The organism is Solwaraspora sp. WMMD406 (genome assembly GCF_029626025.1).
Taxonomy (GTDB): Bacteria; Actinomycetota; Actinomycetes; order Mycobacteriales; family Micromonosporaceae; genus Micromonospora_E.
The window spans coordinates 3,431,073-3,454,163 of the sequence record NZ_JARUBF010000001.1 but is presented as its reverse complement, the minus strand read 5'-3'; the positions used below and the strand labels follow the sequence as shown (position 1 = coordinate 3,454,163).

Below are 23,091 nucleotides of genomic sequence, written 5' to 3'. Positions count from 1 at the left end.
GCACCTGAGTGACGACTTACACCTCTCCTAGATCATCCTAGGAGACTAGCCGTTTAGCAGATCACCCGGTCTTGTCCCACTTCGAGGTAAGAGACAAGTCCCAGGTCGGACCGGCGACGCCGCCGACACCACCCGGTGTGCGACCCTTCCCCGCATGGTGCTTGAAATCGCTCTCATCGACGTCCAACCCGGTCAGGAAGCCGACTTCGCCACCGCCTACGCGGCCGGTCACCCGCTGCTGGCCGCCACCCCCGGTTGCCGCTCGGTACGGATGACCCGAGGCGTGGAGACGCCGAACCGGTTCGTGCTCCTCGTCGAATGGGACTCGATCGCCGCACACGAAGAAAACTTCCGCGCCAGCGACCGGTTCCCCCGCTGGCGGGAGCTGATCGGCCCCTACTTCGCCGCGCCACCCGTGGTCGAGCACTTCGTCGACGTACCGGCCTGACGGGCGGGCGACAGATGCGGGTGGAGATCGTCACCGCCGGCAGCCGAGGCGACGTCGCCCCCTACACCGGCCTGGGCCAGGCGCTGCTCGCCGCCGGCCACCAGGTCACCCTCACCACCCACGACATGTTCACCGACCTGGTGACCGACGCCGGACTCGACTTCCGCCCCCTGCCCGGGGACCCGTACGCGGCGCAACGCACACCCGGTGGCCGGCGGCTGCACCGCCTCGGCGGCGGTGTACGCGGCACCGTCGAGTTCGCCCGCCAGGGCCGGCGCTACCTCGACGACCTCGGCGACGGCCTGCTCGACGTCGGCGTCGACGCCGACGTGCTGCTGCTGGCCACCACCACCGCGCCGCTGGGCTATTCGGTGGCGCAACGCCACGGCATCCCCAGCGTCGGCGTGTTCCTGCAGCCGGTGGCACCGACCGGTGACTTCCCGCCCGTACTGCTCGGTGACCGCTCGTGGGGTCGACAGGGCAACCGGCTGCTCGGACGGGCCGGCGCGGCGGTCAGCGCCCGGGCGTACGACCGCTCGTCCCGGCGTTTGCGACGACGGCTCGGCCTGCCGCCGGTCAGCCTGGCACGGCTGCTCGCGCAGGCCGAGCGGACCCACTGGCCGGTGCTGCACGGGGTCAGCCCGGCGGTGCTGCCGCGACCGGCGGACTGGCGTCGCGGACTGGAGGTGGTCGGCTACTGGTGGCCCGCCAGCGATCCCCGCTGGCGGCCGCCGCCGGAACTGACCGGGTTCCTACGCGCCGGACCGCCGCCGGTGTTGATCACGTTCGGCAGCATGGCGGTACTCGACGAGCGGATCGGGCCGATGATCGGTGCGGCCGTGCGGCGAGCCGGGGTCCGGGCGGTTGTCCAGGCCGGCTGGGGCGGCCTGCGCGTCGTCAGCGACGACGTGCTCGGCGCCGACGAGGTGCCGCATGACTGGCTGATGCCCCGGGTCGCCGCCGTCGTGCACCACGCCGGGGCCGGCACGACCGCGGCCGGGCTGCGCGCCGGGGTGCCGGCGGTCACCGTGCCGGCCATCGCCGACCAACCGTTCTGGGCGGCCCGGCTGGCGGCGCTCGGTGTCGGCGCCGGGCCGATACCCGCCCGGCGGCTCACCGCCGACCGGCTGGCCGACGCGATCCGCACGGTGCTCGACCAACCGGCGTACGCCGAACGCGCCCGGCGGCTGGCCCACCGGATCGCCGCCGAGGACGGGTACGCCGACGTGCTCGCCGCGATCGACCGCGTCAGCCGACGATCCCGCTGACCGTCTGGCCGACAATCCCGCTGACCGTCACCCGACGGCTCCGCTGACCGTGCTCCCCCGGCCCGAGCCGGCCGCCGGGATCCGTTCGAGGACGCCGCCGGCGAAGACGTCGTACAGCGGCAGGGTCCGCAGGTGGACGTAGCCGATGTGACAGTCGCAGACCGCCTGCGGGCACGGTCGGGGACGCAACGCGGCCCGGTACGAGCCGTCGTAGAGGTTGCCCAGCGGCTCGGCGACGAAATGGCAACGCCGGACGGTACCGTCACCGGCCACCGAGATCACCGATTCGCCGGTACGGCAGGACCGGCCGGCCGAGGCGTGCGGCCGCACGCTGTAGCCGAACAGCGGGTCGATGCCGGTCCACGCCTGCTCCTGGACCGGGTCGTAGCGATGGCCGTCGGCGGCGTTGACCCACAGGTAGACATCGTCGGGCAGCGCGGCCCGCAGCGACCGCGCCGACGCCAGGTGCTCCGGCAGGCCGACGATCCCGACCGAGAACCGCACCCCGACGGTACGCAGCGTCGTGCACCGCCGCAGGAAGGTCTCCTGGTCCACCTGACCCGGGTGGTAGGTGGCCCAGAACGCCAGCCGGCGGCGCTGGTCGGCGTCGGCGTCGGCCAGGAAGTCCAGTCGGGCGGCCAGGTTGGTCTGGATCGCCACTCGGCCCACCTGCGGCAACCCGGCCAGCCGCAGCAGCGCCCGGCGGTACCAGGACCGGGTCAGCGCCTCCCCCCACGGGGTGAACAGCACCGAGATCCGGTCGTCGTGCGGGTTGTGCACGACCCAGTCGACGAACCGGTCCAATTGGACCCGGTCGGCCCGCAACGCCGCCGGGTCGTCGCGGCGCTTGGCGAACGGGCAGTACGGGCAGTCGTAGTTGCAGCTGGCTAGTCGCCCCCGGTAGAGGACGCTCAGGTCCAGCCGCCCGCCCGGCGGGCGCGGCGACACCAGCGGCAGGTACGACCGGCCGGTCATCGGGCCGCCCGGCTGCTCATCGCCGCCCGTACCCGCCGCGAGACCAGCCACGGGCCGATCAGGTCGGAGCGGGCCAGGCCGGCCTCGGTCAACACCAGCCGGTCCGGGGTCGCCGTCAACCAGCCCCGGTCGCGCAGCACCGTCAGCTGCGGGAAGTCGTCGACGGCCCGGCTGCCGAACCTGGCCCCGTACGCCGCCTGGTCACAGCCGTCGGCCCGCAGCAGCGACGTGATCAGCCAGCGTCGCCGCTGCTCGTCGAGGTCGAGCCGGTAGCCCACCTCGGCGTGGTCGAAATCCGACTCCGGGCGGCGTAGGTAGTCGTCGATGATCGCTCGGACCTGGCCGACCGCGACCGCGTACTCGAACGAGTAGTGCAGGTCGGCGGTGTAGGACCGGGCGCCGCAGCCGAGGCCGACCATGCCGTCGGACTGGCAGGAGTACTCTGGGACGGCGTCGACCGGCAGGTCCGCGCGGCGGAAGTGCCGCATGGACAGCTGCCGGTAGCCGGCGGCCCGCAGTCGGTCGACACCCTGCCGGTACAGCGCCTGCCGCTGGGTGTCCCACGCTGGATCCGGCACGTCGGTCGGCGCGTCGGCGGACTGGTCGCGCCCGGCGGCGCGTCGGGACAGACCCGTGAGCGGTCGGACGTACAGCGGATAGAGGAACAGCTCCTCCGGCGTCCAGCGCAGCGCCGCCGCCAGGGACTGCTCCCAGGTGTGCCGGCTCTGGCCGGGGATGCCGTAGATCAGGTCGATGTTGAGTTCGTCGAACGCCTGGTCGCGGATCGCGGCCAGGGCCCGCTCCACCTCGGTCCGCCGCTGCGGGCGGCCGGCAGCCCGCGCCTCGGTGTCGAGGAAGCTCTGTACGCCGATGCTGATCCGGGTGGTACCCCGGTCGCGCAGCACCGCCAACCGGTCCGGGGTCGCCGTCGCCGGGGAGGTCTCCACCGCCGTCGGCGTACCGGCCGGCCGGAACCGGTCGATCAGGTCGAACATCGACGACAGCTCGTCGGCGGCCAGATAGGTCGGGGTGCCGCCGCCGACGGCGAACCGGGCGTACCGGGCGTCGTCGCCGAGCGCGGCGGCCACCCGGGCCGCCTGGCGGTGCAGCTGAGCCAGATAGGCGCGGACCTGGTCGGCGGGCGGATTCGACCGGGTGAACAGGTTGCAGAAGCCGCAGCGCATCTCGCAGAACGGCAGGTGCAGATAGAGCATGAGCGCGTCGCGGGACTGCCCCGCCCAGACCTCACCCAACGCCGGGCGCGGGCGCAGCGGCCGGTACGCCGTCTTGTGCGGGTAGCCGTACAAGTAGTCCTGGTACGGCGTACCGTCCAGCGACGCGGCCGTCACGATACGACGTCCGCGTCGGCCCACGATCCGGGGGCGAGCACGAAATCGGCGTACGGGACGGTCCACACCACCTCGTGGCCGATCCGATGCCCGGTGTGGCCGTCCTCGCCGTACGCGGTGCCGTGGTCGGCGCAGATGATCGTCAGGCAGGGCCGGCCCCGCGAGCTGGCCAGCGCGAACAGCCGGCCGATGTGCCGGTCGACGTACTCCAGGGCGGCGGCGTGGCTGTCCCGGTTGTCGCGTTCGGTGCCGGGCAGGTAGTGCCGGTTCGGCTGGTGCATCGCGGCCACGTTGACGAACAGGAACAGCGGCTGATCGGCCGGGACCGCCGGCACGATCTCGGCGATCCGGTCCAGCTGCGCCTCGAAGCAGCCGGGTGCGGTGACCCCGAAACCCGACTCCCAGTGCGCCTCGGTGAACAGTCCGGGCAGTGTCGCGCCGAGCGGGGAGGCCCGGTTGAAGAAGCCGACCCCGCCGACGCAGACCGTGTGGTAGCCCTCCTTGCGGAGCGCGGTCACCACGTCGGGGGCGTCGAACACCCAGGTCTGCTCGTCGGTGGTGGTCGTACCGGGGAAGGTCGCGGCGAACAGCCGGGGGTGGCTGCCCGGCTCGACCGGTGTGGGCAGGAAGCCGGCGAAGAACGCCTGGTGTGCGGCGTAGGTGAAGCTGGCCGGGCTGTGCCGGCGCTGCCACTGCCCGGCGGGCAGCGCGCGGGCCAGGTGCGGGGTCCGACCGGCGGCCAGCAACTCGGCCGCCACGTCGTAGCGCAGTGTGTCGAGCGTGACGAACAGCAGGTCGTGGCTGCCGATCAGATCCTTCATGCGGCCCTCCCCAGCGCGGCGGTGGCCCGCCAGACGGCGAACCGGCCGGTACGCATCGCGTGCAGTTGGGCAGCGTAACTGTCCCGCCCGGCGGCGTCGTACACCCCGGGAAGCAGGTCGCCGAAGGCGTTGACCTCCGCCACGGCGTGCCGTCGCCAGTCGCTGCCGATCATCAGGTCGACGCCGACGTGCGGGCTGCCGGTGAAGCAGCCGGCCGCGCGCACGCACTCGGCGAGCGCCGCCGACCACCGCCGCGGGCCGAGCGCCGCCCGGACCGCCGCCGGATCGCCGCGCCGGTTGCCCAGGTGCAGGTTGGTCAACGGGCCGTCGCCGCTGCGCACCACCACGTGCCCCGGTCCGCCGGCGATCACCAGCACGCGCAGGTCGAAGACCCGACCGTGCAGTCCGGCCTTGGGGAACCAGCGCTGCACCAGCAGCCCGTCCGGTGCCAAGCGGTCCACGATAGACGCCACCTCGCGTTCGGTGCGGTAGGTCCGGACCCGCAGCGAGTTGAACAGCCGGCCGTCGTCGGTGAGTTCGACCGAGGTGACCGCCTGCACCCGGGCGGCACCGACGTGCAGGGCCAGAACCCCGGATGCCGACGAGCCGTGCACCGGTTTGACGAACACCCGGGCCCAGCCGGCCTGCGTCAACGCCGCCCGTAGCGCCGCCCAGTCGGCCGGCGCGACGTCCAGCGCCGCCGGTTGCGCCACCTGGCCGGCGGCGAGCCGCCGCTGGCAGGCCCGTTTGTCGAACATCGTGGCGATGTCGGCTGGCTCGCTGAGCAGCGTCGCTCCGGCGCGCCGGGCGGCCGCCGCCAGTCGGCCGAGGGCGGCACGCAGTCCGGCGTACCAGGCGGCACCGCCGCCGATCTCGCCGTGGGCCAACGGTTGGTCCGCGCCGCGCAGCAGCCGGTCGACCTCGGTGTCCTCGCCGGGTGAGTCGACGCGCACCTGGGCGGCGTCGGGCAGATCGACGTCGCCGGCCGCGAGCACCCGCCACGGCAGCACCTCTACCCGCAGGCCAACGGCGTGTGCGGCGGCCCGGAAGGCCACGACCCGCCGGTTGTCCGGGTTGCCGACCACGACCAGCGGCGTGGGGTGGCTCATCGGGGGAGGTTAACAACCGGTCATTCGCCGACCGCCACGTACCGCCCCCGGTGCGCGTCGACCTCCTGTTGGTCGCTCAGGTCGATGTCGACACCGGGCAGCGCGGCCGGTAGTCGGACCATCATCGCGTCGGACAGGTAGTGCCGGTGCAGATCGAGTCGGCGCAGGTGGGTCAGCGGCTGCCCGGCGAGCAGGGCGGTGGCCCCGCCGTCACCGAGGGTGCCCAGCGACAGGTCGACAGTGTCCAGTCTGGGCACCACCGCCGCCGTGGCCAGCGCCGCCGCGACCGCGTCGGCGATCTCGGCGTTACGCAACCCGAGGGTACGCAGGGCGGGCAGCCGGGTGCCGTCGAGGATCGGCGCCAGGTCGTCCACCGAGGTATCACCTTCGTAGTCGGGAGTGCCCAGCCACAGTTCCAGATGAGTGCAGGCCGGCAGATCGCTGGCGGCGACGGCACGGGTGAGGGCGGCCGGCAGTCCGCCGGACTCGATGGCGAACTCCCGCAGCCCGCTGTGCCGGACCGGCTGCAACAGCAGCGACATCGCACCGCGTACCCGCAGCACCTGCAGCGCCGGGTAGGCGGCCAGCAGCGGGGTGACGTCGGGCTGCAGGATCCAGGAAATCTCGCACTCGTCGAAGGTCATCTCACCGAGGAAGACGGCTCGCAGGTCGGTCAGCCGGGGTGCGGCGTCGACCAGCAGCTCCAACGGGAACGCGACGTCCCACGGTTCACCCCAGTCGCCGACGACCAGCGCGTCGACGCTCGCCGGGTCGACGGTGTCCAGCCAGGTGGTGAAGAGTTGCGCGAAATCGACCTCGTCCTCCTCCGACGCGCTGAGTCGCCAGGCGACCGGGGTGCCGGCGTGCTCCGCCGCCGTCTGCGGGTCGAACGCGACCACCGGCAGTCCGGCGAAGGCGGTGATGTGCTCGTTGATCGTCATCGGCGGCGCTCCGGGTACGGGGTGGGCTGCGGACCCGGCACGATAACAATCCGCCGCGACGCCCCGCTGCCCGTATCCGCGCTGTCGTGCCGTGGGTTCGCCAGCTCAGATCGCGCCCAACGGCGGTGCCATCGGTCCGGCGGCCCGCTGTCGCACCAGACGCCCGGCCTCGATCAGCAGGTCGACGAGGCTCACCGCGACGATGACGGCGACCCAGAACTTGGCGGTACGGTCGGCTTCGGGGCTCAGGTAGACCGGTCCGGCGAACAGCACCCAGGTCAGCACCGCGCAGATGGCCAGTCCGAGGAGCATCCCGACGGTACGGGTGACCGGCCGCCACCGGCCGTGGATGGTGACCACGAGGTGGTGCGCCAGTGTGGCGATCAGCAGGGCGAGCACGAGTGGGCCACGGAACTGGGCGAACTCACCGTCGAAGGTGAGGGCCCGCACGGCCTGCGGCGCGGCCCCGAGCTGATCCAGCAGCCAGGCGGCGTTGACCAGCACGACCGTACCGGCGACGTAGAACGCGAAGGCGGCGATCCGGCCGGACCGGACGACCCGGCCGGCGGCCGATCGGCGCGGCCGCCAGGCGAAGCGGTCCGGCCACCGACGCCGCGCCCAGCCGGCGAGGCCGAACGCCACGACGAGGAATCCGGGCCACCAGAACGCCGACAGCCCGTACGTCCAGTACCAATCGACGACGTCGGTCGCGGCGGCCACGCCGAGCAGCCAGATCACCAGCACACCGGCGACGCCGAGTCGGACGAAGCGGCGGGTGTCGGCCGGGTCGATGGCGATCGGTGGCTGCCCGTACCGGGCGGCCACCTCGGCGGGGCGGCCGAAGGCCCGCAGCCGGGCCACCGGATCGTCGCTGTCGGCCAGTTCGTCGCGCAGCAGCGTCGTCAGTTCGAGCGCCACGTCCCTACGCTGCCGGCGGGGCAGCAACCGCGCCACGTCGGCCACGTACGCGTCGATCAGTTCCTCGGTGGTCAGCATCTACCTGTCGCCCTTCAGCAGCTGGCCCATGGCCTCGTTCATCCCATGCCACGAGTCCCGGAGCCGGACGTACAGCTCCTCCCCGGCAGGGCTGCGGCGGTAGTAGCGGCGTGGCTGCCCTTCGGTCCGCCACTCGCTGACCAGGACGCTCTGGCTCTCCAACCGCCGCAGCAGCGGGTAGAGCGTCCCCTCCTCGATCGGGAGGCCGTTGTCGGACAGCGACTGGCGCAGCTCGTAGCCGTAGCGGAACTCGCCCAGCTGTGACAGCACCGCCAGGACGACAACGCCCCGGCGCAGCTCAAGCTCCAGCCTGTCGCCAACCATGTGCCACACAGTACTGTGCGCCGCACAGCCTCGTCCAGTGCGGGACCGGAGAGGATCGCCTGGGCCTCGGAGGGTGACACCATTTTTGGGCGTGATCCCCCTGCGGGATCATGATCCCGCAGGGGGATCACGCCCAAACGGAGTTCGGGTTCCGGCCGTCCGCCGTCGATACGACGATTTCCGACGCGTCTCGCCGCGTAGCGTCAGCCGTACAGGCCGTGCACGAAGGAGCGCCAGGCTGCCTAACTGTGGCTGCTCGTACACCACCGCGACAGCTAGCTCCTCAACGGCCTAGTCGGTAGGCGAGTCACGTCACGGCTTGAGGTCGAAGTGGCCCGCGTGAGCGCCGATGAGGAACTCCCTCCACTCGTCACGGCCGAAGATCAGCGCCGGACCGTCCTGCTCCTTGCTGTCACGTACGGCAACAACCCCGTCGCGGCTAGGTACGCCGGTCGCGACCTCGACGCAGTTGTTGCTGTTGTTGCTACGGCTGGACTTGCGCCACACCGCTCCGGTCAGGTCATACATCTGGGGTAGCTCCTCAACTGCCTGGCGAACCATGTCCCTCAACGCGTGCCGATCCAAGCTCCGTAACCGACGACCGCAAGGCACCGGAGCTGTTCGGTCAGCCGCGCAGGCCGTCCACGAAGGAGCGCCAGGCGGTGGCGGGGAAGGCCAGCCGTGGACCGGTCGGGTCGGTGGAGTCGCGGACCGCCACCACCCCGCCGGCTGGGGCGACCTCGACGCAGTTACCGTTGGCGTTGCTGCGGCTGCTCTTACGCCAACGCAGCCACTCGGTTGGGGTCGACTCCATGCCGCACCCCCTTTCGGCAGGCGATTCAATCAACTCTCTGCCACCAGCTTAGCCAGCAGATCCCGGCTTTCATCGACCGGCAGCGCCGCCTGCTGCAACCAGCGGCCGATCCGAGCGTAGAGGACCACGTCCTCGTCGTCGGTGAGGTGAATGTCGCTGGTCAACGTCTCCAGCACGACGGTGCGGGGATCGGCCGGGTCAGGAAACGAGTAGAGCGAGAAGCTGGTGTGCGGCATGAACGAGTCGTGCACGACCGCTTCGAGCGGCAGCACCTGGATGGTGACGTTGTCCAGCTCGCTGAGCGCGGTCAGGTGGCGCAGCTGGCCGCGCCGGGTCTCCGGCGGCACGCTGGCCCGCAGCAGGGCGCTCTCGTCGATGACCGCCTCGTAGTGCGGCGGATGTTCGCGACGCAGCAGTTCCTGTCGGGCGGTGCGCGCCAAGGTGTCAGCGTTGATGTCGAGGTCTCCGTAGACGTCGCGACCGGAGCGGACCCTCAGCCGGGCGTACTCCGGGGTCTGCAGCAGCCCAGGCACCAACAGTTGCTGGTACTCGAAGATCGTGGCAGCGCTGGCTTCGAGCTCGGTGTAGCCACGCTGGCGTTGACCCATCGACCCGAGCGCCTTCCACCACCCTCGGGTGGCGGCGGCGTCGCGGGCGATGATGATCAGCTTCTCCCGTTCGGCCGGTACGACGTGGTAGACGTCGAGCAGGTCCAGGATGTCGGCCAGGTCGGGTCGGCTCTGGCCGAGCTCCAGCCGGGACAGCTTCGAGGTTGACGCCCAGCTGAGCTGGTCGCACACCTGCTCCAGCGTCATTGCGGCCGCGCGGCGCAGCCGCCGCAGCTCGCCGCCGAGCCGTTGGCGTCTGATCGTGGGACTTGCAGGCATCGCCACTTCTGTCCACCTCCATCCGCGACAGAGGGTAAGCGAGCCATCGCCAAACTTCAAGCCTTGAATGTCTGGCAAACCTCGAGAAATATGGGAATCCCATGAGAGACAACTTGGAGGAACAGTGAGCGATACTTCGGTTCCGGCGCAGTTCCTGCTGATCGAGCCGGTCGACCCGGCGGACGGAGCGCCGGAGTTTCCGGCCGTCGGCTGGGGTCTGGAGTACGCCGACGAGGCGCTGGTCTACTTCCGGCATCCGCAGCGGGAGATCCGTGAGGTCGGCGTCTTCCGTACCGTCGAGGACGCCTGGGACTTCTACCTGCAATGGGGCGAGCTGGAGCTGATCCGCCCCGGTGAGCCGGGCTGGCCTGCGCAGCCGTCAACACCGCTCGGGCAGGCAGCTCCCGACAACGATCCTGCCGAGGAGCAGCGCCACGACGAGACAGGACTCGACGAGACCTGGGGGCTGCTGTGGCGGGCCTACCAGCGACCCGGCGCCGAGCTGGCCCAGCTCTACCGCCCCGGCGGTCGGCTCAGCTGACGCCGGCGACGTCCATCGCCCGCAGCTCCTTCTTCAGCTCGGAGATTTCGTCGCGGATCCGGGCGGCCAGCTCGAACTGCAGCTCGCGGGCGGCGTTGAGCATCTGGTCGTTGAGCTCCTGGATCAGTTGGGCCAGGTCGGCGCGGGCCATCCCGGCACTTGACGGGGTGGCGGCGGCCCGGCCCTTGCTGCGGGTCTCCGGCACCGGGCCCTTGCCGCGCGACATCTGCCGGCCGGAGCCGCCGACCGACCGACCGGCGAGCGCGCCGTCGGTGTCGTCGGCCTCCCGGTAGATGTCGTCGAGGATGTCGTGGATCTTCTTCCGCAACGGCTCCGGCGAGATGCCGTTGGCCTCGTTGTACGCCACCTGCTTGGCCCGCCGCCGGTTGGTTTCGTCGATCGCGTCCGCCATCGACGGGGTCATCTTGTCGGCGTACATGTGGACCTCGCCGGAGACGTTACGGGCGGCCCGGCCGATGGTCTGGATCAGCGACCGGCCACTACGCAGGAAGCCTTCCTTGTCGGCGTCGAGAATCGCGACGAGGGACACCTCCGGCAGGTCCAACCCTTCGCGGAGCAGGTTGATGCCGACCAGTACGTCGTAGTCGCCCTTGCGCAGCTCGCGTAGCAGCTCGACCCGGCGCAACGTGTCCACCTCGGAATGCAGGTAGCGCACCCGGATGCCGTGCTCCAGTAGGTAGTCGGTGAGGTCCTCGGCCATCTTCTTGGTCAACGTGGTGACCAGCACCCGCTCGTCGCGGTCGGTACGCAGCCGAATCTCGTGCATCAGGTCGTCGATCTGGCCCTTGGTCGGCTTGACCTTGACCTGCGGGTCGACCAGGCCGGTCGGGCGGATCACCTGCTCGACGAACTCGCCGGCCGACTGCTCCATCTCCCAGGTGCCGGGGGTGGCCGACAGGAACACCATCTGACCGACCCGTTCCAGGAACTCGTCGAAGCGCAGCGGCCGGTTGTCGGCGGCGCTGGGCAGCCGGAACCCGTGGTCGATCAGCATCCGTTTACGGGAGGCGTCGCCCTCGAACATGCCGCCGATCTGCGGGATCGTCACGTGCGACTCGTCGATGACGGTGACGAAGTCGTCCGGGAAGTAGTCGAGCAGGGTGTGCGGCGGGCTGCCGTAGTCGCGCCCGTCGATGTGCATCGAGTAGTTCTCGATGCCGGAGCAGAAGCCGACCTGCCGCATCATCTCGATGTCGTAGGTGGTGCGCATCCGCAGCCGCTGCGCCTCGAGGAGCTTGCCCTGCCGGTCCAGCTCGGCGAGCCGGTCGGTCAACTCGGCCTCGATGTCGCGGATCGCCCGCTCCATCCGCTCCGGGCCGGCGGCATAGTGCGTCGCCGGGAAGATCAGCAACTGGTCGACCTCGCGGACCACGTCACCGGTCAACGGGTGCAGGTAGTAGAGGCGCTCGATCTCGTCACCGAAGAACTCGATCCGGACCGCCAACTCCTCGTACGCCGGAATGATCTCCAGTGTGTCACCGCGGACCCGGAAGGTGCCCCGGCTGAACGACAGGTCGTTGCGGGTGTACTGGATGTCGACCAGGCGGCGCAGCAGCGAGTCACGGTCCTGCTCGGCGCCGGTGGCGACCTTGACCGCGCGTTCGAGGTATTCCTGCGGGGTGCCCAGGCCGTAGATCGCCGACACGGTGGCCACCACGATCACGTCGCGGCGGGTCAGCAGCGACATGGTCGCCGAGTGCCGCAGCCGCTCCACCTCCTCGTTGATCGAGGAGTCCTTCTCGATGTAGGTGTCGGTCTGCGGGATGTACGCCTCGGGCTGGTAGTAGTCGTAGTAGGAGACGAAGTACTCCACCGCGTTGTGCGGCATCAGCTCGCGGAACTCCTTGGCCAGCTGGGCGCAGAGCGTCTTGTTGGGGGCCATCACCAGGGTCGGCCGCTGCAGCCGCTCGACCAGCCAGGCGGTGGTGGCGCTCTTGCCGGTGCCGGTCGCCCCGAGGAGCACGGTGTGGCGGTCGCCGCGACGCACCCGACGCTCAAGCTCGTCGATGGCTGCCGGCTGGTCGCCGGCCGGGGAGTAGTCGCTGACGACCTGGAACCGGCCGTCGAGTCGCGGGATGTCGAGCGCCATGGCAACCAACCTACGCCGTGGGTCCGACAGGACGCGGCCGGTCGCCGACCGGCTTCGATATTGTCATTGTGTGGGTCGCCTCACCCGCGATACCGTTGCAGGGTAGGCCGCTCGCGGCGGCCGCGCGGATCGACGGCAGCGCCCACACCGGCGCGCCGGGGTCCGGACGTCAGGGTAGCTGCCCCGGCACCAGCCGGCGAGCGCATCCGACGTCGTCACGCCCCGCGTGACCCGCCCGCCGCGAGCGCCCCACCTCCCGCCGGTTGATCCGGTCACGGCTGCCAGGCGGTCTGCTCGATCCACCGCAGCAGGCGCGGCCAGGCTTCGTCGAACCAGGGTTCCTTCGCCGCCGCGTACTCCCGGGTGGTCGGCGCCGTCGCCGCGATCCGTCGCTTGACGGCCAGGTAGTCGGCCCGGGCCGCCGGGTCGGCCCGCAGGTGGTCGCGGAACGCCAGGGCATAACGCCAGCCGGGCGAGCCGCCGACTCGTACGTGCAGGTTGACCGCCCGACCGGGGTCGGCGTTGCCGTGCAGCCGCTTCGGCCAGCGCCGCGCGGCCGGCACCTCGCCGGGATCCGGTTTCGCGCTGTCCCACCAGTCGCCGGGCAGCCGGGGGAACCCGGCGGCGGCAAGTGCCGGGCCGCACCGATCCGCGTCGTCGAGGGAGCCGACGGTCAGCTGGATGTCGATGACGTCCTTGGCCGGCAGGCCGGGGACCGAGGTGGATCCGACGTGGTCGACGCGGCGGTCCGCGCCGACCGCGTGCCGGATCCGGGCGGCCAGCCGGTCGAACTGCGTCGGCCACGTCGGGTCGGGCTCGGCGAGGACGGCCAACGGCTGCCGCGCGGCGGGACGACCTGCCCGTACGTTGGACTCGTACGGCACCAGCCGGTCGTGCCAGACCTGGTCGACGGCGGCGGCCAGGTCGTCGCGGCTTCCGCTGTTGTCCAGCAGGACGTCGGCGGCGGCCCGACGCCGGGCGTCGTCGGCCTGGGCGCGGACCCGGGCCCGCGCGTCGTCGCGGGTCATCCCCCGGTCGCGGATCAGCCGGTCGATCCGCAGCTCGGCGTCGGCCGACACCACGATCACCAGGTGGTACGTCCCGGTCAGGCCGGTTTCCACGAGCAGCGGCACGTCGTTGACCACGATCGCGTCGGCGGGGGCGGCGGCGGTCAGTTCGGCGGTACGGGCCCGGACCCGGGGGTGCACGACGGCTTCCAACCGTCGACGGAGGTCCGTGTCGGCGAACACCCGGGCACCGAGCGCCGGCCGGTCCAGGGCACCTCGGGCGTCGAGGATCTCCGGGCCGAAGGCCGCGACGACCTCGGCGAGGCCGTCGGTGCCGGGGGCGACCACTTCCCGGGCGAGGACGTCGGCGTCGATCACCACCGCTCCGTGGCCGGCCAGTCGTGTGGCGACCGCGCTCTTGCCCGCTCCGATCCCACCGGTGAGTCCCACCTTGAGCATCTCGACAGTGAACCCGACCGGCGGCGAGGGCGAACGCCCGGGGGTGACAGACGCCGGACGCCCGTCGCCGGACGCCCGTCGCACACCTGCGACGGCGGGGTCACCACAGACGAGGTCCCGCCGGGCGTACGCCCGGCGGGACCTCGGTGCTGTTCAGTTACCGCTGGTCAGCTCTTGCCGCTGCTCAGCTCTTGCCGCCGGCCAGCTTCTCGCGCAACGCGGCGAGCGCTTCGTCCGTGGCGAGCGTGCCCGACGGCTCCTCGCTGGACCGCGACGGCGTGGAGCTGGACGTCGCTCCCCCGCCACCACCGCTGGTGCCACCGCCGGTGGCGGCCACCGGGGCCGGGGCCGGGTTGGCAGCGGCGTCGGCGTCGGCGGCACGGGCCGTCTGGACCTGCTTGGTGTGGGCCTCCCAGCGGGTACGCGCCTCGGCGTACTGCGTCTCCCAGGTCTCCCGCTGCTTGTCGAAGCCTTCCAGCCACTCCCCGGTCTCCGGGTCGAAGCCCTCCGGGTAGATGTAGTTGCCTTCGTTGTCGTACGTCGCGGCCATGCCGTAGAGGGTCGGGTCGAAGTGCTCCTCGCCCTCGACGAAGCCCTCGTTGGCCTGCTTGAGCGACAGCGAGATCCGACGACGCTCCAGGTCGATGTCGATAACCTTGACCATGACGTCGGAGCCGACCTGGACGACCTGCTCCGGGATTTCCACGTGCCGCTCGGCCAGCTCGGAGATGTGCACCAGGCCCTCGATGCCGTCGTCGACACGGACGAACGCACCGAACGGCACCAGCTTGGTCACCTTGCCCGGCACGATCTGCTGGATCGCGTGGGTACGGGCGAACTGACGCCACGGGTCTTCCTGGGTGGCCTTGAGCGACAGCGAGACCCGCTCGCGGTCGAGGTCGACGTCGAGCACCTCGACCTCGACCTCCTGGCCCACCTCGACCACCTCGGACGGGTGGTCGATGTGCTTCCAGGACAGCTCGGAGACGTGCACCAGACCGTCCACGCCGCCGAGATCGACGAAGGCGCCGAAGTTGACGATCGACGAGACCACGCCCTTGCGGACCTGGCCCTTCTGCAGCTTGTTGAGGAACTCGGTGCGCACCTCGGACTGCGTCTGCTCCAGCCAGGCCCGGCGGGACAGCACCACGTTGTTGCGGTTCTTGTCCAGCTCGATGATCTTGGCTTCGAGCTCGCGGCCGACGTACGGCTGCAGGTCACGGACCCGGCGCATCTCGACCAGCGAGGCGGGCAGGAAGCCGCGCAGCCCGATGTCGAGGATGAGACCACCCTTGACCACCTCGATGACCGAGCCGCGGACGACGCCGTCCTCGTCCTTGATCTTCTCGATGGTGCCCCACGCGCGCTCGTACTGGGCCCGCTTCTTCGACAGGATCAGCCGACCTTCCTTGTCCTCCTTCTGCAGGACAAGGGCCTCGATGTGGTCGCCGACCGAGACCACCTCGGCGGGGTCGACATCGTGCTTGATCGACAGCTCACGCGAGGGAATGACTCCCTCGGTCTTGTAGCCGATGTCGAGCAGGACCTCGTCCCGGTCGACCTTGACGACGGTACCTTCCACGATGTCGCCGTCGTTGAAGTACTTGATGGTCTCGTCGATCGCGGCGAGGAATGCTTCCTCGGAGCCGAGGTCGTCGACGGTGACCTTGGGGGCGCTCGAGGTGGCCTCGATGCTGCTCGTCATGTGGGCGGTTGCTCCGGATCGGATGGGTGTCACAGCTGGTTTGTCGTCGCGGTGACCTGGCGTGGCTCACGGATCCGCCGGCGGGCACATCGCGACGATGACGTCCAGGTCACCGAACGTGACCGGGGGATCATCGACCGCCGCTGCCATCATCGGGATGTAACCGCCGACCGCGAACCTGCTCCCTGCCGAGGCACACGATCCGCGAGCGCATCCTCTAGCCTACCGGTTGCATTACCACAGCGTGCAAGCCCTCCCGGGAGCTATCCGACGGCACAGTTCGACGGTCGGGAGAAAACGGACCCACAGGCGGGGATAGACGGCCATTCTCCGGCGTCGTGTGACGCAGATCACACTATGCTCGAAGGTGATCAAGAGTAGCACGCGAGGCCGGGCACGCTCCCACCATCGGCTCGCCGTACGGTCTCCGGGTGACCTCAGGAGCACACCAGCCCGGCGGCGTACCCGCCGTCGACGAACGTAGCGTGACCACCGTGCCGGATTCCGACGAACCCACGGTGACCACCGCACCGGACGGCGACGATTCACGGGTGACCCGAACTGCGGTCACCGACAGTCAGGCTCGGCACGCCAACCGGCGCTGGTGGGACGCCGACGCCGACGCGTACCAGGCCGAGCACGGCGACTTCCTCGGCGACGTCGACCTGCGCTGGTGCCCGGAAGGACTGCGGGAGGCCGAGGCCGGACTACTCGGTGCCGTCGCCGGCCGGCGCGTGCTCGAACTCGGCTGCGGGGCCGCCGGCGGCAGCCGGTGGCTCGCCGGCCAGGGCGCCCACGCCGTCGGACTGGACCTGTCGGCGGGCATGCTGCGCCAAGCCGTCGCCGGCGCCGACCGCAGCGGCGTCGCGGTGCCACTGGTCCAGGCCGACGCGCTGACCCTGCCCTTCGTCGACACCGCCTTCGACACCGTCTGGACCGCGTTCGGCGCGGTGCCGTTCGTCGCCGACTCGGCCGCCGTGATGCGCGAGGTGCACCGGGTGCTGCGCCCCGGCGGGCGCTGGGTCTTCGCCGTCACCCACCCGATGCGCTGGATCTTCCTCGACGACCCGGGCGAGCGCGGCCTGGTCGCGGTGCATTCCTACTTCGACCGACGGCCGTACGTCGAGACCGACGCCGACGGCACCCCCAGTTACGTCGAGCAGCACCGTACGGTCGGCGACCGGGTCCGCGAACTCGTCGCCGCCGGCTTCGCCCTACGCGACGTCGTCGAGCCGCCCTGGCCGGACGGGCACGAGCAGATCTGGGGACAGTGGAGTCCGCTGCGCGGCCGGCTCTTCCCGGGCACCGCGATCTTCGTCGCGGACAAGCCCGCCACCGCGCCGCCGGTTGCCCGCACCGGCGCCATGGCGGCGGTACGCTGACCGGGTGAGCGCCGAGCCGAGCCGCCTGGTCGCAGCGCCGTCCACCAAGGCGTGGACCGCACCATGGCAGCCGGACCCGGTCCGGCAGCAGCTGGCCGACTACCGCATCGAAGACGTCCTCGCCCTGCCCGCCGACGCCCCCCGCGTCGAACTCCTCGACGGAGTCCTGACCGTGGTCCCGTCCCCCACTCTCAGTCACCAGAACATCTCGTCCCTGCTCTGCGCCTGGCTACACCGGCACGCACCGGACGGCTACCGGGCCGCCCAGGCGGTCGGGGTCGCGGTCGGGCCGCGCGACACCTACGAGCCCGACGTGTTGCTGCACCGGGCCGAAGGCAGCCGCGACCGGCACTACCTGACCCCCGACGAGGTGCTGCTGGTCGTCGAGGTGGTCTCCCCGGCGACCCGCCGCCGGGATCGGTTCCACCGGCCGGCCGGGTATGCCGCCGTCGGCATCGGCCACTACTGGCGGGTCGAACAGGACCCGGTGCGGATCTACCCGTACCGGCTCGGCGACCGGCCGGGCGCCAGCGGCGAGCGGGAGTACGCCCTCGTCGCCGAGAGCGCCGACCTGCTCGAACTCGACGCCCCGTTCCCGGTGAAGCTGCCGATCGACGAAATCACCCCGTAGGCGGAGTACCGGGCGGGATTGCCCGCACGAACGGTGGGTACCCGGCCGGCATGGCGAGGAACAAACGCCCCCGCGAGGGCGACCGCCCCGACCAGCGCCCCGGCCGTCCGGTCGAGCACGCCGAGCCCGGTGACCGGGTCAACTGGCGCAGCCATGGGGTGACCGTACCGGGCACCGTCGAGGAGGAGATCACCTCGCGGCGGCAGGCCGCCGGCCGTACCGTGGTCGCCGACCCGCAGCACCCGCAGTACCGGGTCCGCAGCGACAAGTCCGGCCGCGACGCGGTGCACAAACCGGAGGCGTTGCGCCGTGAGTCGTGACCGTACGGCGACCCGACGGCCGCCCGGCCGATCCAGTGGTGACGGCGGCGCGGCCCAGGCGTACCGGGCCTTCGTCGAGGTGGTCAACATGAGCCCGGGTGAGCTGGAGCGGTGGCTGCGCACCCCGGAGTCCAAGGACGCCGGACAGCATTCGGCCGCCGGCGGCGAGTCCGTCGGGCACGCGTCCGGCCGGCGGATCGTCGCGCTGCTGCAGACCAAACGGGAGGCGTTGTCCGACGACGACTACGCCCACATGCGCAAAGTCGTCGGGTACGTGCACCGCCATCTGGCGCAACGCCCCGCCGGTGACGTCACCGACACCCGGTGGCGGTACTCGCTGATGAACTGGGGCCACGACCCGCTCAACGGGTGACCCCACGACCACTCAAAGGGTGACCCGCGTGAGGATCAGTGGCGGGTCGCCAGGTAGACGGTGTTGGCCGAGGTGCCGCCATGCAGCGGGTTGGCGAACGTGACCACAACGGCCCGGGCGGTGGCGTACACCTGCGCGAGCCGGGCGGTGAACGCGTCGTCCGGCGGGTCGTCGGACCACAGCGCGAAGACCCCGCCCGGATGCAGGTGGTCGGCCAGCCGACGCAGCCCGTCCGGCTGGTAGAAGTCCGCGTGCCCCGGATGCAGCAGATGCGTCGGCGAATGGTCGATGTCGACGACGATCGCGTGCCACCGTCGCCCTGGTTGGTCCGGGTCGAACCCGCCCGGCCCGGTGGTCAGGGCGAAGAAGTCGCCGTGCCGCAGCCGGCACCGGGGATCGGCAGCGATCCGCAGACCCAGCGGTACCAGACCCTGGCGGTGCCAGTCGATGACCGCGTCCACCGCGTCGACCACGACCAGCGACCGTACCGACGGGCGGTCCAGGACGGTCGACGCGGTGTAGCCGAGGCCGAGACCGCCGACGACCACGTCGAGGTCGGTGTCGACGGTGAGTGCGTCGAGCGCGAGCCGGGCCAGCGCGACCTCGGCGACGGTGAACAGGCTCGACATCAGGAAATCGGCGCCCAGCTTCACCTCGTACACGTCCTGGTCGACGGTCGGATCCCGCCGTCGCCGCAGGCTGATCTCCCCCATCGGGGTGACCCGCCAGTCCAGTTCCGCGAACCGTGCCGACATCGCAGCCTCCCGGTGGGTGTGGTCAGGGCCGGCCGTCACTGGGCGTCGGCGAGCAGGGGTTCGAGCACCAGGTCCGGGTCGCGGTTGCGCACGGTGGACAGTCGCCACTTGTCGGGGAACAGGGCGAGCAGTTCGCCGTCGCGGACCCGGGTCATCACCTCGACGCCGGGTGCGGCGTTGAGCGCGGCCGCGCTGCCCGCGTCGGTGCGTCGGGCCAGGCTGTACGGCAGGTGGTCGACCGCCGTGGGAACGCCGAACTCGGCGGCGAGGCGGTGGGTGGCGACCTCGAACTGCATCGGCCCGACCGCCGCGAGCACCGGGGTCTGCTCGCCCCGGCGGTCCGAGCGCAGCACCTGGACCACGCCTTCGCCGTCGAGCTGTTCGATGCCCCGCCGGAACCGTTTGAACTTCGACGAGTCGGTGGCCCGGATCGCCACGAAATGCTCCGGGGCGAACGACGGCAGCGGCGGGAACGTCACCGCCGGACCGGGAGCGTACAGGCTGTCGCCGATGCCGAGCGCGGTGGCGTTGACCAGGCCGACGACGTCACCCGGGTAGGCCTCGTCGATGGTGTCCCGGTCGCGGCCGAAGACCTGCTGGGCGTACTTGGTGGCGAACGGGCGGCCGGTGCCGGCGTGGGTGACCACCATGCCGCGTTCGAACCGGCCGGAGCAGACTCGCACGAACGCCACCTGGTCGCGGTGGGCCGGGTTCATGTTGGCCTGGGTCTTGAACACGAACCCGGCGAACGGGGCGTCCAGCGGTCGCGGGCTGCCGCTGGTGTCCGGCCGGGCCGCCGGGGCCGGCGCGGTGTCGACGAGCACGTCGAGCAGCTGCCGTACGCCGGCGTTGGTGACCGCCGCGCCGAACAGCACCGGGGTGGTGGACGCGGCGACGAACGCGGCCCGGTCGTGGACGGCGCCGGTGGCGGTGAGCAGCTCCAGCTCCTCGACCGCCTGGGTCCAGTCGGCGCCGTACCGGCGGGCGGCCTCGTCGGCGGTGAGGTCCTCCTCCACGACGGCGGTGGCTCCGCCGGGGGTACGGGTGAACTCGACCATGCCTCCGGTGCGCTGGTCGGCGACCCCGTGGAACTGCCCGGCGACGCCGACCGGCCAGGTCAGCGGGGTGCAGCGCAGCCCGATCCGCTGCTCGATCTCGTCAAGCAATTCGAGGGGCTCACGTCCGGGGCGGTCCCACTTGTTGATGAACGTGATCACCGGCACCCGGCGGTGCCGGCACACCTCGAACAGCTTCAACGTCTGCGGTTCCAGGCCCTTCGCGGCGTCGAGCAGCATCACCGCGCAGTCGACGGCGGTCAGCACTCGATAGGTGTCCTCGGAGAAGTCGGCGTGACCGGGGGTGTCGAGCAGGTTGATCACCATGTCGCGGTAGGTGAACTGCAACGCCGCCGAGGTGATCGAGATCCCGCGCTGCTGTTCCATGGCCATCCAGTCGGACACCACGCCACGGCGGTCGCCCTTGCCGTGTACCGCGCCGGCCGAGGTGATCGCCCGGGCGTGCAGGGCGAGAGCCTCGGTGATCGTCGACTTGCCGGCGTCCGGATGGGAGATCACCGCGAAGGTACGCCGCCGCGTCGCCTCGGCGACCACGTCGCTCATGGCGCTGGTTCCCGTCGAGACCACAGACACCCCGGAACCTTAACGCAACGGAAGACTGGCCTCGGTCAGCGGCCGGCTGCGGGGTCGGTCAACGGCCGGCTCCAGCGGGCTGGCCGAGCACAGCCAGATGCTCGGTCAGTTCGGCGGCGAACTCGCGAGCCGTCCGTAGCTGCGCCTCCAGCGCGGTGGCGCGTGCCCGTACCCCGTCGTGGAAGTCACGCAGCGTCGCGACCAGCCGGAGGCGTTCCTCGGCGTCGATTCCCGGCGGCTCGGCGGCGAGGCGGTCCAGCACGTCGAGCAGCTCCCGAGTCTGCTCCAGGCTGAAGTCCAGTGGCTTCATCCGCTTGACCACCCGTAACCGAGCCACGTCGGCGTCGGTGTAGAGCCGGAACCCTCCCTGGCTGCGGGCGGCCGGTACGACGATCCCGACTTCCTCGTAGTAGCGGATGGTGCGCAGGCTCAGGCCGGTACGCTCGGCCACCTCGCCGATCTGCATCAGTCCGCTCGGTGGCATGCCGCCGATTCCGCCCCTTCTCTGCCGTTTCTGTCGCACCTGGGCCGGCACAGGGTATCGCAACGCGGTACCGGTGATCATCGTCACGAGCGGCACCACTCGACTCTTACGAGACAGTAGAGTTCCGACGGTCGATTCGGCGCACCGTCGGTGTCGCTCCCCCTCATCCGCGCGCACGTCGCGTTCTCTGCTCGGAAAAGGTCGAATGTCTGCGTCTTCGCCCGCCGTGTTCCGGCTGCGTCCGTCCCGCCCGTCGTGGTTGTCACCCAAGGTGTTCCGGACCGAGGTCCTCGCCGGTCTGGTGGTGGCACTCGCGCTGATCCCGGAGGCGATCTCGTTTTCGATCCTGGCCGGGGTCGACCCCCGGGTCGGGCTGTTCGCCTCGTTCACGATGGCGGTCACCATCGCGATCTGCGGTGGCCGGCCAGCGATGATCTCGGCCGCGACCGGCGCAATCGCGCTGGTCGTCGCGCCGCTCGCCCGTGACCACGGACTCGATCATCTGGTCGCGGCGGTGATCCTCGGCGGGGTACTGCAGGTGCTGCTCGCCGCGCTCGGCGTGGCCCGCCTGATGCGGTTCATCCCGCGCAGTGTGATGGTCGGCTTCGTCAACGCGCTCGCCATCCTGATCTTCGCCGCCCAGATGCCCTATCTGATCGGCGTGCCGTGGCTGGTCTACCCGATGGTCGCCGTCGCCTTGGTGATCATGGTCGGTCTGCCCCGGCTGACCAGGGCGGTGCCCGCGCCGCTGGTCGCGATCGTCGTGCTGACCGTGGTCACGGTCGCCGCCGGGTTCGCCGTACCGACCGTCGGCGACCAGGGTGCGCTGCCGGACAGCCTGCCGACACTGGGCCTGCCACAGATTCCGTACACCTGGGAGACACTGCAGGTGATCGCCCCGTACGCGCTGGGGATCGCCCTGGTCGGGCTGATGGAGTCGCTGATGACCGCCAAGCTGGTCGACGACATCACCGACACCGGCTCGAACAAGACCCGCGAATCGTGGGGGCAGGGCGTGGCCAACATCGTCACCGGGTTCTTCGGCGGCATGGGCGGCTGCGCGATGATCGGCCAGACGATGATCAACGTCAAGGTGTCCGGTGCCCGGACCCGGCTGTCGACCTTCCTGTCCGGGGTGTTCCTGCTGATCCTGGTCGTCTCCCTGGGCGACGTCGTCGCCCGGATCCCGATGGCCGCCCTCGTCGCCGTGATGATCATCGTCGCGGTCTCGACGTTCGACTGGCACAGCGTCGCCCCCGCCACCGTCAAGCGCATGCCGTGGGGTGAACTCGTCGTGATGGCTTCCACCGTCGGCGCGGTGCTGATCACCCACAACCTCGCCATCGGCGTCATCGTCGGCGTACTCACCGCGATGGTGATCTTCGCCCGCCGGGTGGCGCACATGGTGGAGGTCACCAGTGTCCTCGACCCCGACGGCAGCACCCGGATCTACTCGGTGCACGGCGAACTCTTCTTCGCCTCCAGCAACGACCTGGTGCACCAGTTCGACTACACCGGCGACCCCGACCGCGTGATCATCGACATGTCGCACGCTCACGTCTGGGACGCCTCGTCGGTGGCCGCGCTCGACGCCATCACCACCAAGTACGCCGCCCGGGGCAAGACCGTCGAGATCATCGAACTCAACCAGCCCAGCGCCCGCATCCACGGCACCCTCGCCGGCCAGCTCAAAGTCGGCCACTGACCGCCACCAACACGCCAGAACCGCACGCCAGCGCCCCT

General features: G+C 71.0%; 24 protein-coding genes. 8 read left to right on the top strand and 16 right to left on the bottom strand.

What is annotated here, in order from left to right:
- Positions 1–154 precede the first annotated feature (154 nt).
- Both O7632_RS15500 and O7632_RS15495 read left to right on the top strand, forming a co-directional pair.
- Positions 155–448 carry an antibiotic biosynthesis monooxygenase gene (locus O7632_RS15500; protein ID WP_278115081.1) on the top strand — a complete coding sequence of 98 codons (294 nt, stop codon included), beginning with the start codon at positions 155–157 and terminating at the stop codon, positions 446–448.
- A gap of 14 nt (positions 449–462) precedes the next feature.
- The gene (locus tag O7632_RS15495; protein ID WP_278115079.1) at positions 463–1,716 is read left to right on the top strand and encodes a glycosyltransferase; all 1,254 of its coding nucleotides are present in this window, start codon (positions 463–465) and stop codon (positions 1,714–1,716) included.
- Between the two features lie 27 nt (positions 1,717–1,743).
- Here the strand turns inward: O7632_RS15495 and O7632_RS15490 are convergent, their stop codons facing one another.
- From O7632_RS15490 to O7632_RS15445, 10 genes are all read right to left on the bottom strand, one after another.
- The gene (locus O7632_RS15490) at positions 1,744–2,691 is read right to left on the bottom strand and encodes an STM4011 family radical SAM protein (protein WP_278115077.1); all 948 of its coding nucleotides are present in this window, start codon (positions 2,689–2,691) and stop codon (positions 1,744–1,746) included.
- Entirely contained in the window at positions 2,688–4,040 is a 1,353-nt protein-coding gene (locus O7632_RS15485; protein ID WP_278115076.1) for an STM4012 family radical SAM protein, read from the bottom strand. Before O7632_RS15485 ends, O7632_RS15490 begins: the two co-directional genes overlap by 4 nt.
- Positions 4,037–4,861 (bottom strand): STM4013/SEN3800 family hydrolase, encoded by an 825-nt coding sequence (locus O7632_RS15480; protein WP_278115074.1) that lies wholly within the window; start codon positions 4,859–4,861, stop codon positions 4,037–4,039. The genes O7632_RS15485 and O7632_RS15480 overlap by 4 nt, the downstream gene beginning before the upstream one ends.
- Positions 4,858–5,970 carry an STM4014 family protein gene (locus tag O7632_RS15475; protein WP_278115073.1) on the bottom strand — a complete coding sequence of 371 codons (1,113 nt, stop codon included), beginning with the start codon at positions 5,968–5,970 and terminating at the stop codon, positions 4,858–4,860. Before O7632_RS15475 ends, O7632_RS15480 begins: the two co-directional genes overlap by 4 nt.
- Before the next feature lie 20 nt (positions 5,971–5,990).
- The gene (locus O7632_RS15470; protein WP_278115071.1) at positions 5,991–6,911 is read right to left on the bottom strand and encodes an STM4015 family protein; all 921 of its coding nucleotides are present in this window, start codon (positions 6,909–6,911) and stop codon (positions 5,991–5,993) included.
- Positions 6,912–7,016: 105 nt separating this feature from the next.
- Positions 7,017–7,907, bottom strand: a complete 891-nt coding sequence (locus O7632_RS15465) for a hypothetical protein (RefSeq protein WP_278115070.1) — start codon at positions 7,905–7,907, stop codon at positions 7,017–7,019.
- Positions 7,908–8,231 carry a PadR family transcriptional regulator gene (locus tag O7632_RS15460; protein ID WP_278115068.1) on the bottom strand — a complete coding sequence of 108 codons (324 nt, stop codon included), beginning with the start codon at positions 8,229–8,231 and terminating at the stop codon, positions 7,908–7,910.
- A 312-nt stretch (positions 8,232–8,543) separates the two neighbouring features.
- Positions 8,544–8,759 carry a DUF397 domain-containing protein gene (locus O7632_RS15455; protein ID WP_278115067.1) on the bottom strand — a complete coding sequence of 72 codons (216 nt, stop codon included), beginning with the start codon at positions 8,757–8,759 and terminating at the stop codon, positions 8,544–8,546.
- 97 nt (positions 8,760–8,856) lie between these two features.
- Positions 8,857–9,045 carry a DUF397 domain-containing protein gene (locus O7632_RS15450; protein WP_278115065.1) on the bottom strand — a complete coding sequence of 63 codons (189 nt, stop codon included), beginning with the start codon at positions 9,043–9,045 and terminating at the stop codon, positions 8,857–8,859.
- A 29-nt stretch (positions 9,046–9,074) separates the two neighbouring features.
- Positions 9,075–9,932, bottom strand: coding sequence for a helix-turn-helix transcriptional regulator (locus O7632_RS15445; RefSeq protein WP_278115063.1), 858 nt, complete (start codon positions 9,930–9,932; stop codon positions 9,075–9,077).
- A 124-nt stretch (positions 9,933–10,056) separates the two neighbouring features.
- Here O7632_RS15445 and O7632_RS15440 point away from each other — a divergent pair, with 124 nt between their 5' ends.
- A complete protein-coding gene (locus O7632_RS15440) occupies positions 10,057–10,473 on the top strand; it encodes a hypothetical protein (protein WP_278115061.1) in 417 nt (138 codons plus the stop codon).
- Here O7632_RS15440 and uvrB read toward each other — a convergent pair.
- From uvrB to rpsA, 3 genes are all read right to left on the bottom strand, one after another.
- Positions 10,466–12,583, bottom strand: coding sequence for an excinuclease ABC subunit UvrB (gene uvrB / locus O7632_RS15435; protein ID WP_278115059.1), 2,118 nt, complete (start codon positions 12,581–12,583; stop codon positions 10,466–10,468). The genes O7632_RS15440 and uvrB overlap by 8 nt on opposite strands.
- A gap of 272 nt (positions 12,584–12,855) precedes the next feature.
- Entirely contained in the window at positions 12,856–14,049 is a 1,194-nt protein-coding gene (gene coaE / locus O7632_RS15430; RefSeq protein ID WP_278115058.1) for a dephospho-CoA kinase, read from the bottom strand.
- A 184-nt stretch (positions 14,050–14,233) separates the two neighbouring features.
- Positions 14,234–15,754 carry a 30S ribosomal protein S1 gene (gene rpsA, locus O7632_RS15425; RefSeq protein ID WP_278115056.1) on the bottom strand — a complete coding sequence of 507 codons (1,521 nt, stop codon included), beginning with the start codon at positions 15,752–15,754 and terminating at the stop codon, positions 14,234–14,236.
- Positions 15,755–16,272: 518 nt separating this feature from the next.
- Here rpsA and O7632_RS15420 point away from each other — a divergent pair.
- The 4 genes from O7632_RS15420 to O7632_RS15405 all read left to right on the top strand — a co-directional run bounded on the left by O7632_RS15420 (position 16,273) and on the right by O7632_RS15405 (position 18,460).
- Positions 16,273–17,136, top strand: a complete 864-nt coding sequence (locus O7632_RS15420; protein ID WP_278120070.1) for a class I SAM-dependent methyltransferase — start codon at positions 16,273–16,275, stop codon at positions 17,134–17,136.
- 4 nt (positions 17,137–17,140) lie between these two features.
- Positions 17,141–17,767, top strand: coding sequence for a Uma2 family endonuclease (locus tag O7632_RS15415; RefSeq protein ID WP_278115055.1), 627 nt, complete (start codon positions 17,141–17,143; stop codon positions 17,765–17,767).
- Between the two features lie 50 nt (positions 17,768–17,817).
- Positions 17,818–18,087: a DUF2945 domain-containing protein gene (locus tag O7632_RS15410; RefSeq protein ID WP_278115053.1), complete on the top strand. Its 270-nt coding sequence runs from the start codon at positions 17,818–17,820 to the stop codon at positions 18,085–18,087.
- Between the two features lie 79 nt (positions 18,088–18,166).
- A complete protein-coding gene (locus tag O7632_RS15405; RefSeq protein ID WP_278120068.1) occupies positions 18,167–18,460 on the top strand; it encodes a DUF3140 domain-containing protein in 294 nt (97 codons plus the stop codon).
- 35 nt (positions 18,461–18,495) lie between these two features.
- Here O7632_RS15405 and O7632_RS15400 read toward each other — a convergent pair whose 3' ends face one another.
- From O7632_RS15400 to O7632_RS15390, 3 genes are all read right to left on the bottom strand, one after another.
- The gene (locus O7632_RS15400; RefSeq protein WP_278115051.1) at positions 18,496–19,215 is read right to left on the bottom strand and encodes a spermidine synthase; all 720 of its coding nucleotides are present in this window, start codon (positions 19,213–19,215) and stop codon (positions 18,496–18,498) included.
- Positions 19,216–19,250: 35 nt separating this feature from the next.
- Positions 19,251–20,834 carry a peptide chain release factor 3 gene (locus O7632_RS15395; RefSeq protein WP_278115050.1) on the bottom strand — a complete coding sequence of 528 codons (1,584 nt, stop codon included), beginning with the start codon at positions 20,832–20,834 and terminating at the stop codon, positions 19,251–19,253.
- Between the two features lie 88 nt (positions 20,835–20,922).
- Entirely contained in the window at positions 20,923–21,348 is a 426-nt protein-coding gene (locus O7632_RS15390) for a MerR family transcriptional regulator (RefSeq protein WP_278115048.1), read from the bottom strand.
- Positions 21,349–21,553: 205 nt separating this feature from the next.
- Between O7632_RS15390 and O7632_RS15385 the strand changes: the two genes are divergently transcribed.
- The gene (locus tag O7632_RS15385) at positions 21,554–23,053 is read left to right on the top strand and encodes a SulP family inorganic anion transporter (protein ID WP_278115046.1); all 1,500 of its coding nucleotides are present in this window, start codon (positions 21,554–21,556) and stop codon (positions 23,051–23,053) included.
- Positions 23,054–23,091 lie beyond the last annotated feature (38 nt).

Bases quoted from the DNA above. Each gene is read 5' to 3' on its own strand.
- O7632_RS15500 (WP_278115081.1), top strand. From the start codon at position 155: ATGGTGCTTGAAATCGCTCTCATCGACGTCCAACCCGGTCAGGAAGCC.
- O7632_RS15495 (WP_278115079.1), top strand. From the start codon at position 463: ATGCGGGTGGAGATCGTCACCGCCGGCAGCCGAGGCGACGTCGCCCCC.
- O7632_RS15490 (WP_278115077.1), bottom strand. From the start codon at position 2,691: ATGACCGGCCGGTCGTACCTGCCGCTGGTGTCGCCGCGCCCGCCGGGC.
- O7632_RS15480 (WP_278115074.1), bottom strand. From the start codon at position 4,861: ATGAAGGATCTGATCGGCAGCCACGACCTGCTGTTCGTCACGCTCGAC.
- O7632_RS15475 (WP_278115073.1), bottom strand. From the start codon at position 5,970: ATGAGCCACCCCACGCCGCTGGTCGTGGTCGGCAACCCGGACAACCGG.
- O7632_RS15470 (WP_278115071.1), bottom strand. From the start codon at position 6,911: ATGACGATCAACGAGCACATCACCGCCTTCGCCGGACTGCCGGTGGTC.
- O7632_RS15465 (WP_278115070.1), bottom strand. From the start codon at position 7,907: ATGCTGACCACCGAGGAACTGATCGACGCGTACGTGGCCGACGTGGCG.
- O7632_RS15460 (WP_278115068.1), bottom strand. From the start codon at position 8,231: ATGGTTGGCGACAGGCTGGAGCTTGAGCTGCGCCGGGGCGTTGTCGTC.
- O7632_RS15455 (WP_278115067.1), bottom strand. From the start codon at position 8,759: ATGTATGACCTGACCGGAGCGGTGTGGCGCAAGTCCAGCCGTAGCAAC.
- O7632_RS15450 (WP_278115065.1), bottom strand. From the start codon at position 9,045: ATGGAGTCGACCCCAACCGAGTGGCTGCGTTGGCGTAAGAGCAGCCGC.
- O7632_RS15445 (WP_278115063.1), bottom strand. From the start codon at position 9,932: ATGCCTGCAAGTCCCACGATCAGACGCCAACGGCTCGGCGGCGAGCTG.
- uvrB (WP_278115059.1), bottom strand. From the start codon at position 12,583: ATGGCGCTCGACATCCCGCGACTCGACGGCCGGTTCCAGGTCGTCAGC.
- coaE (WP_278115058.1), bottom strand. From the start codon at position 14,049: ATGCTCAAGGTGGGACTCACCGGTGGGATCGGAGCGGGCAAGAGCGCG.
- rpsA (WP_278115056.1), bottom strand. From the start codon at position 15,754: ATGACGAGCAGCATCGAGGCCACCTCGAGCGCCCCCAAGGTCACCGTC.
- O7632_RS15410 (WP_278115053.1), top strand. From the start codon at position 17,818: ATGGCGAGGAACAAACGCCCCCGCGAGGGCGACCGCCCCGACCAGCGC.
- O7632_RS15400 (WP_278115051.1), bottom strand. From the start codon at position 19,215: ATGTCGGCACGGTTCGCGGAACTGGACTGGCGGGTCACCCCGATGGGG.
- O7632_RS15395 (WP_278115050.1), bottom strand. From the start codon at position 20,834: ATGAGCGACGTGGTCGCCGAGGCGACGCGGCGGCGTACCTTCGCGGTG.
- O7632_RS15390 (WP_278115048.1), bottom strand. From the start codon at position 21,348: ATGCCACCGAGCGGACTGATGCAGATCGGCGAGGTGGCCGAGCGTACC.
- O7632_RS15385 (WP_278115046.1), top strand. From the start codon at position 21,554: ATGTCTGCGTCTTCGCCCGCCGTGTTCCGGCTGCGTCCGTCCCGCCCG.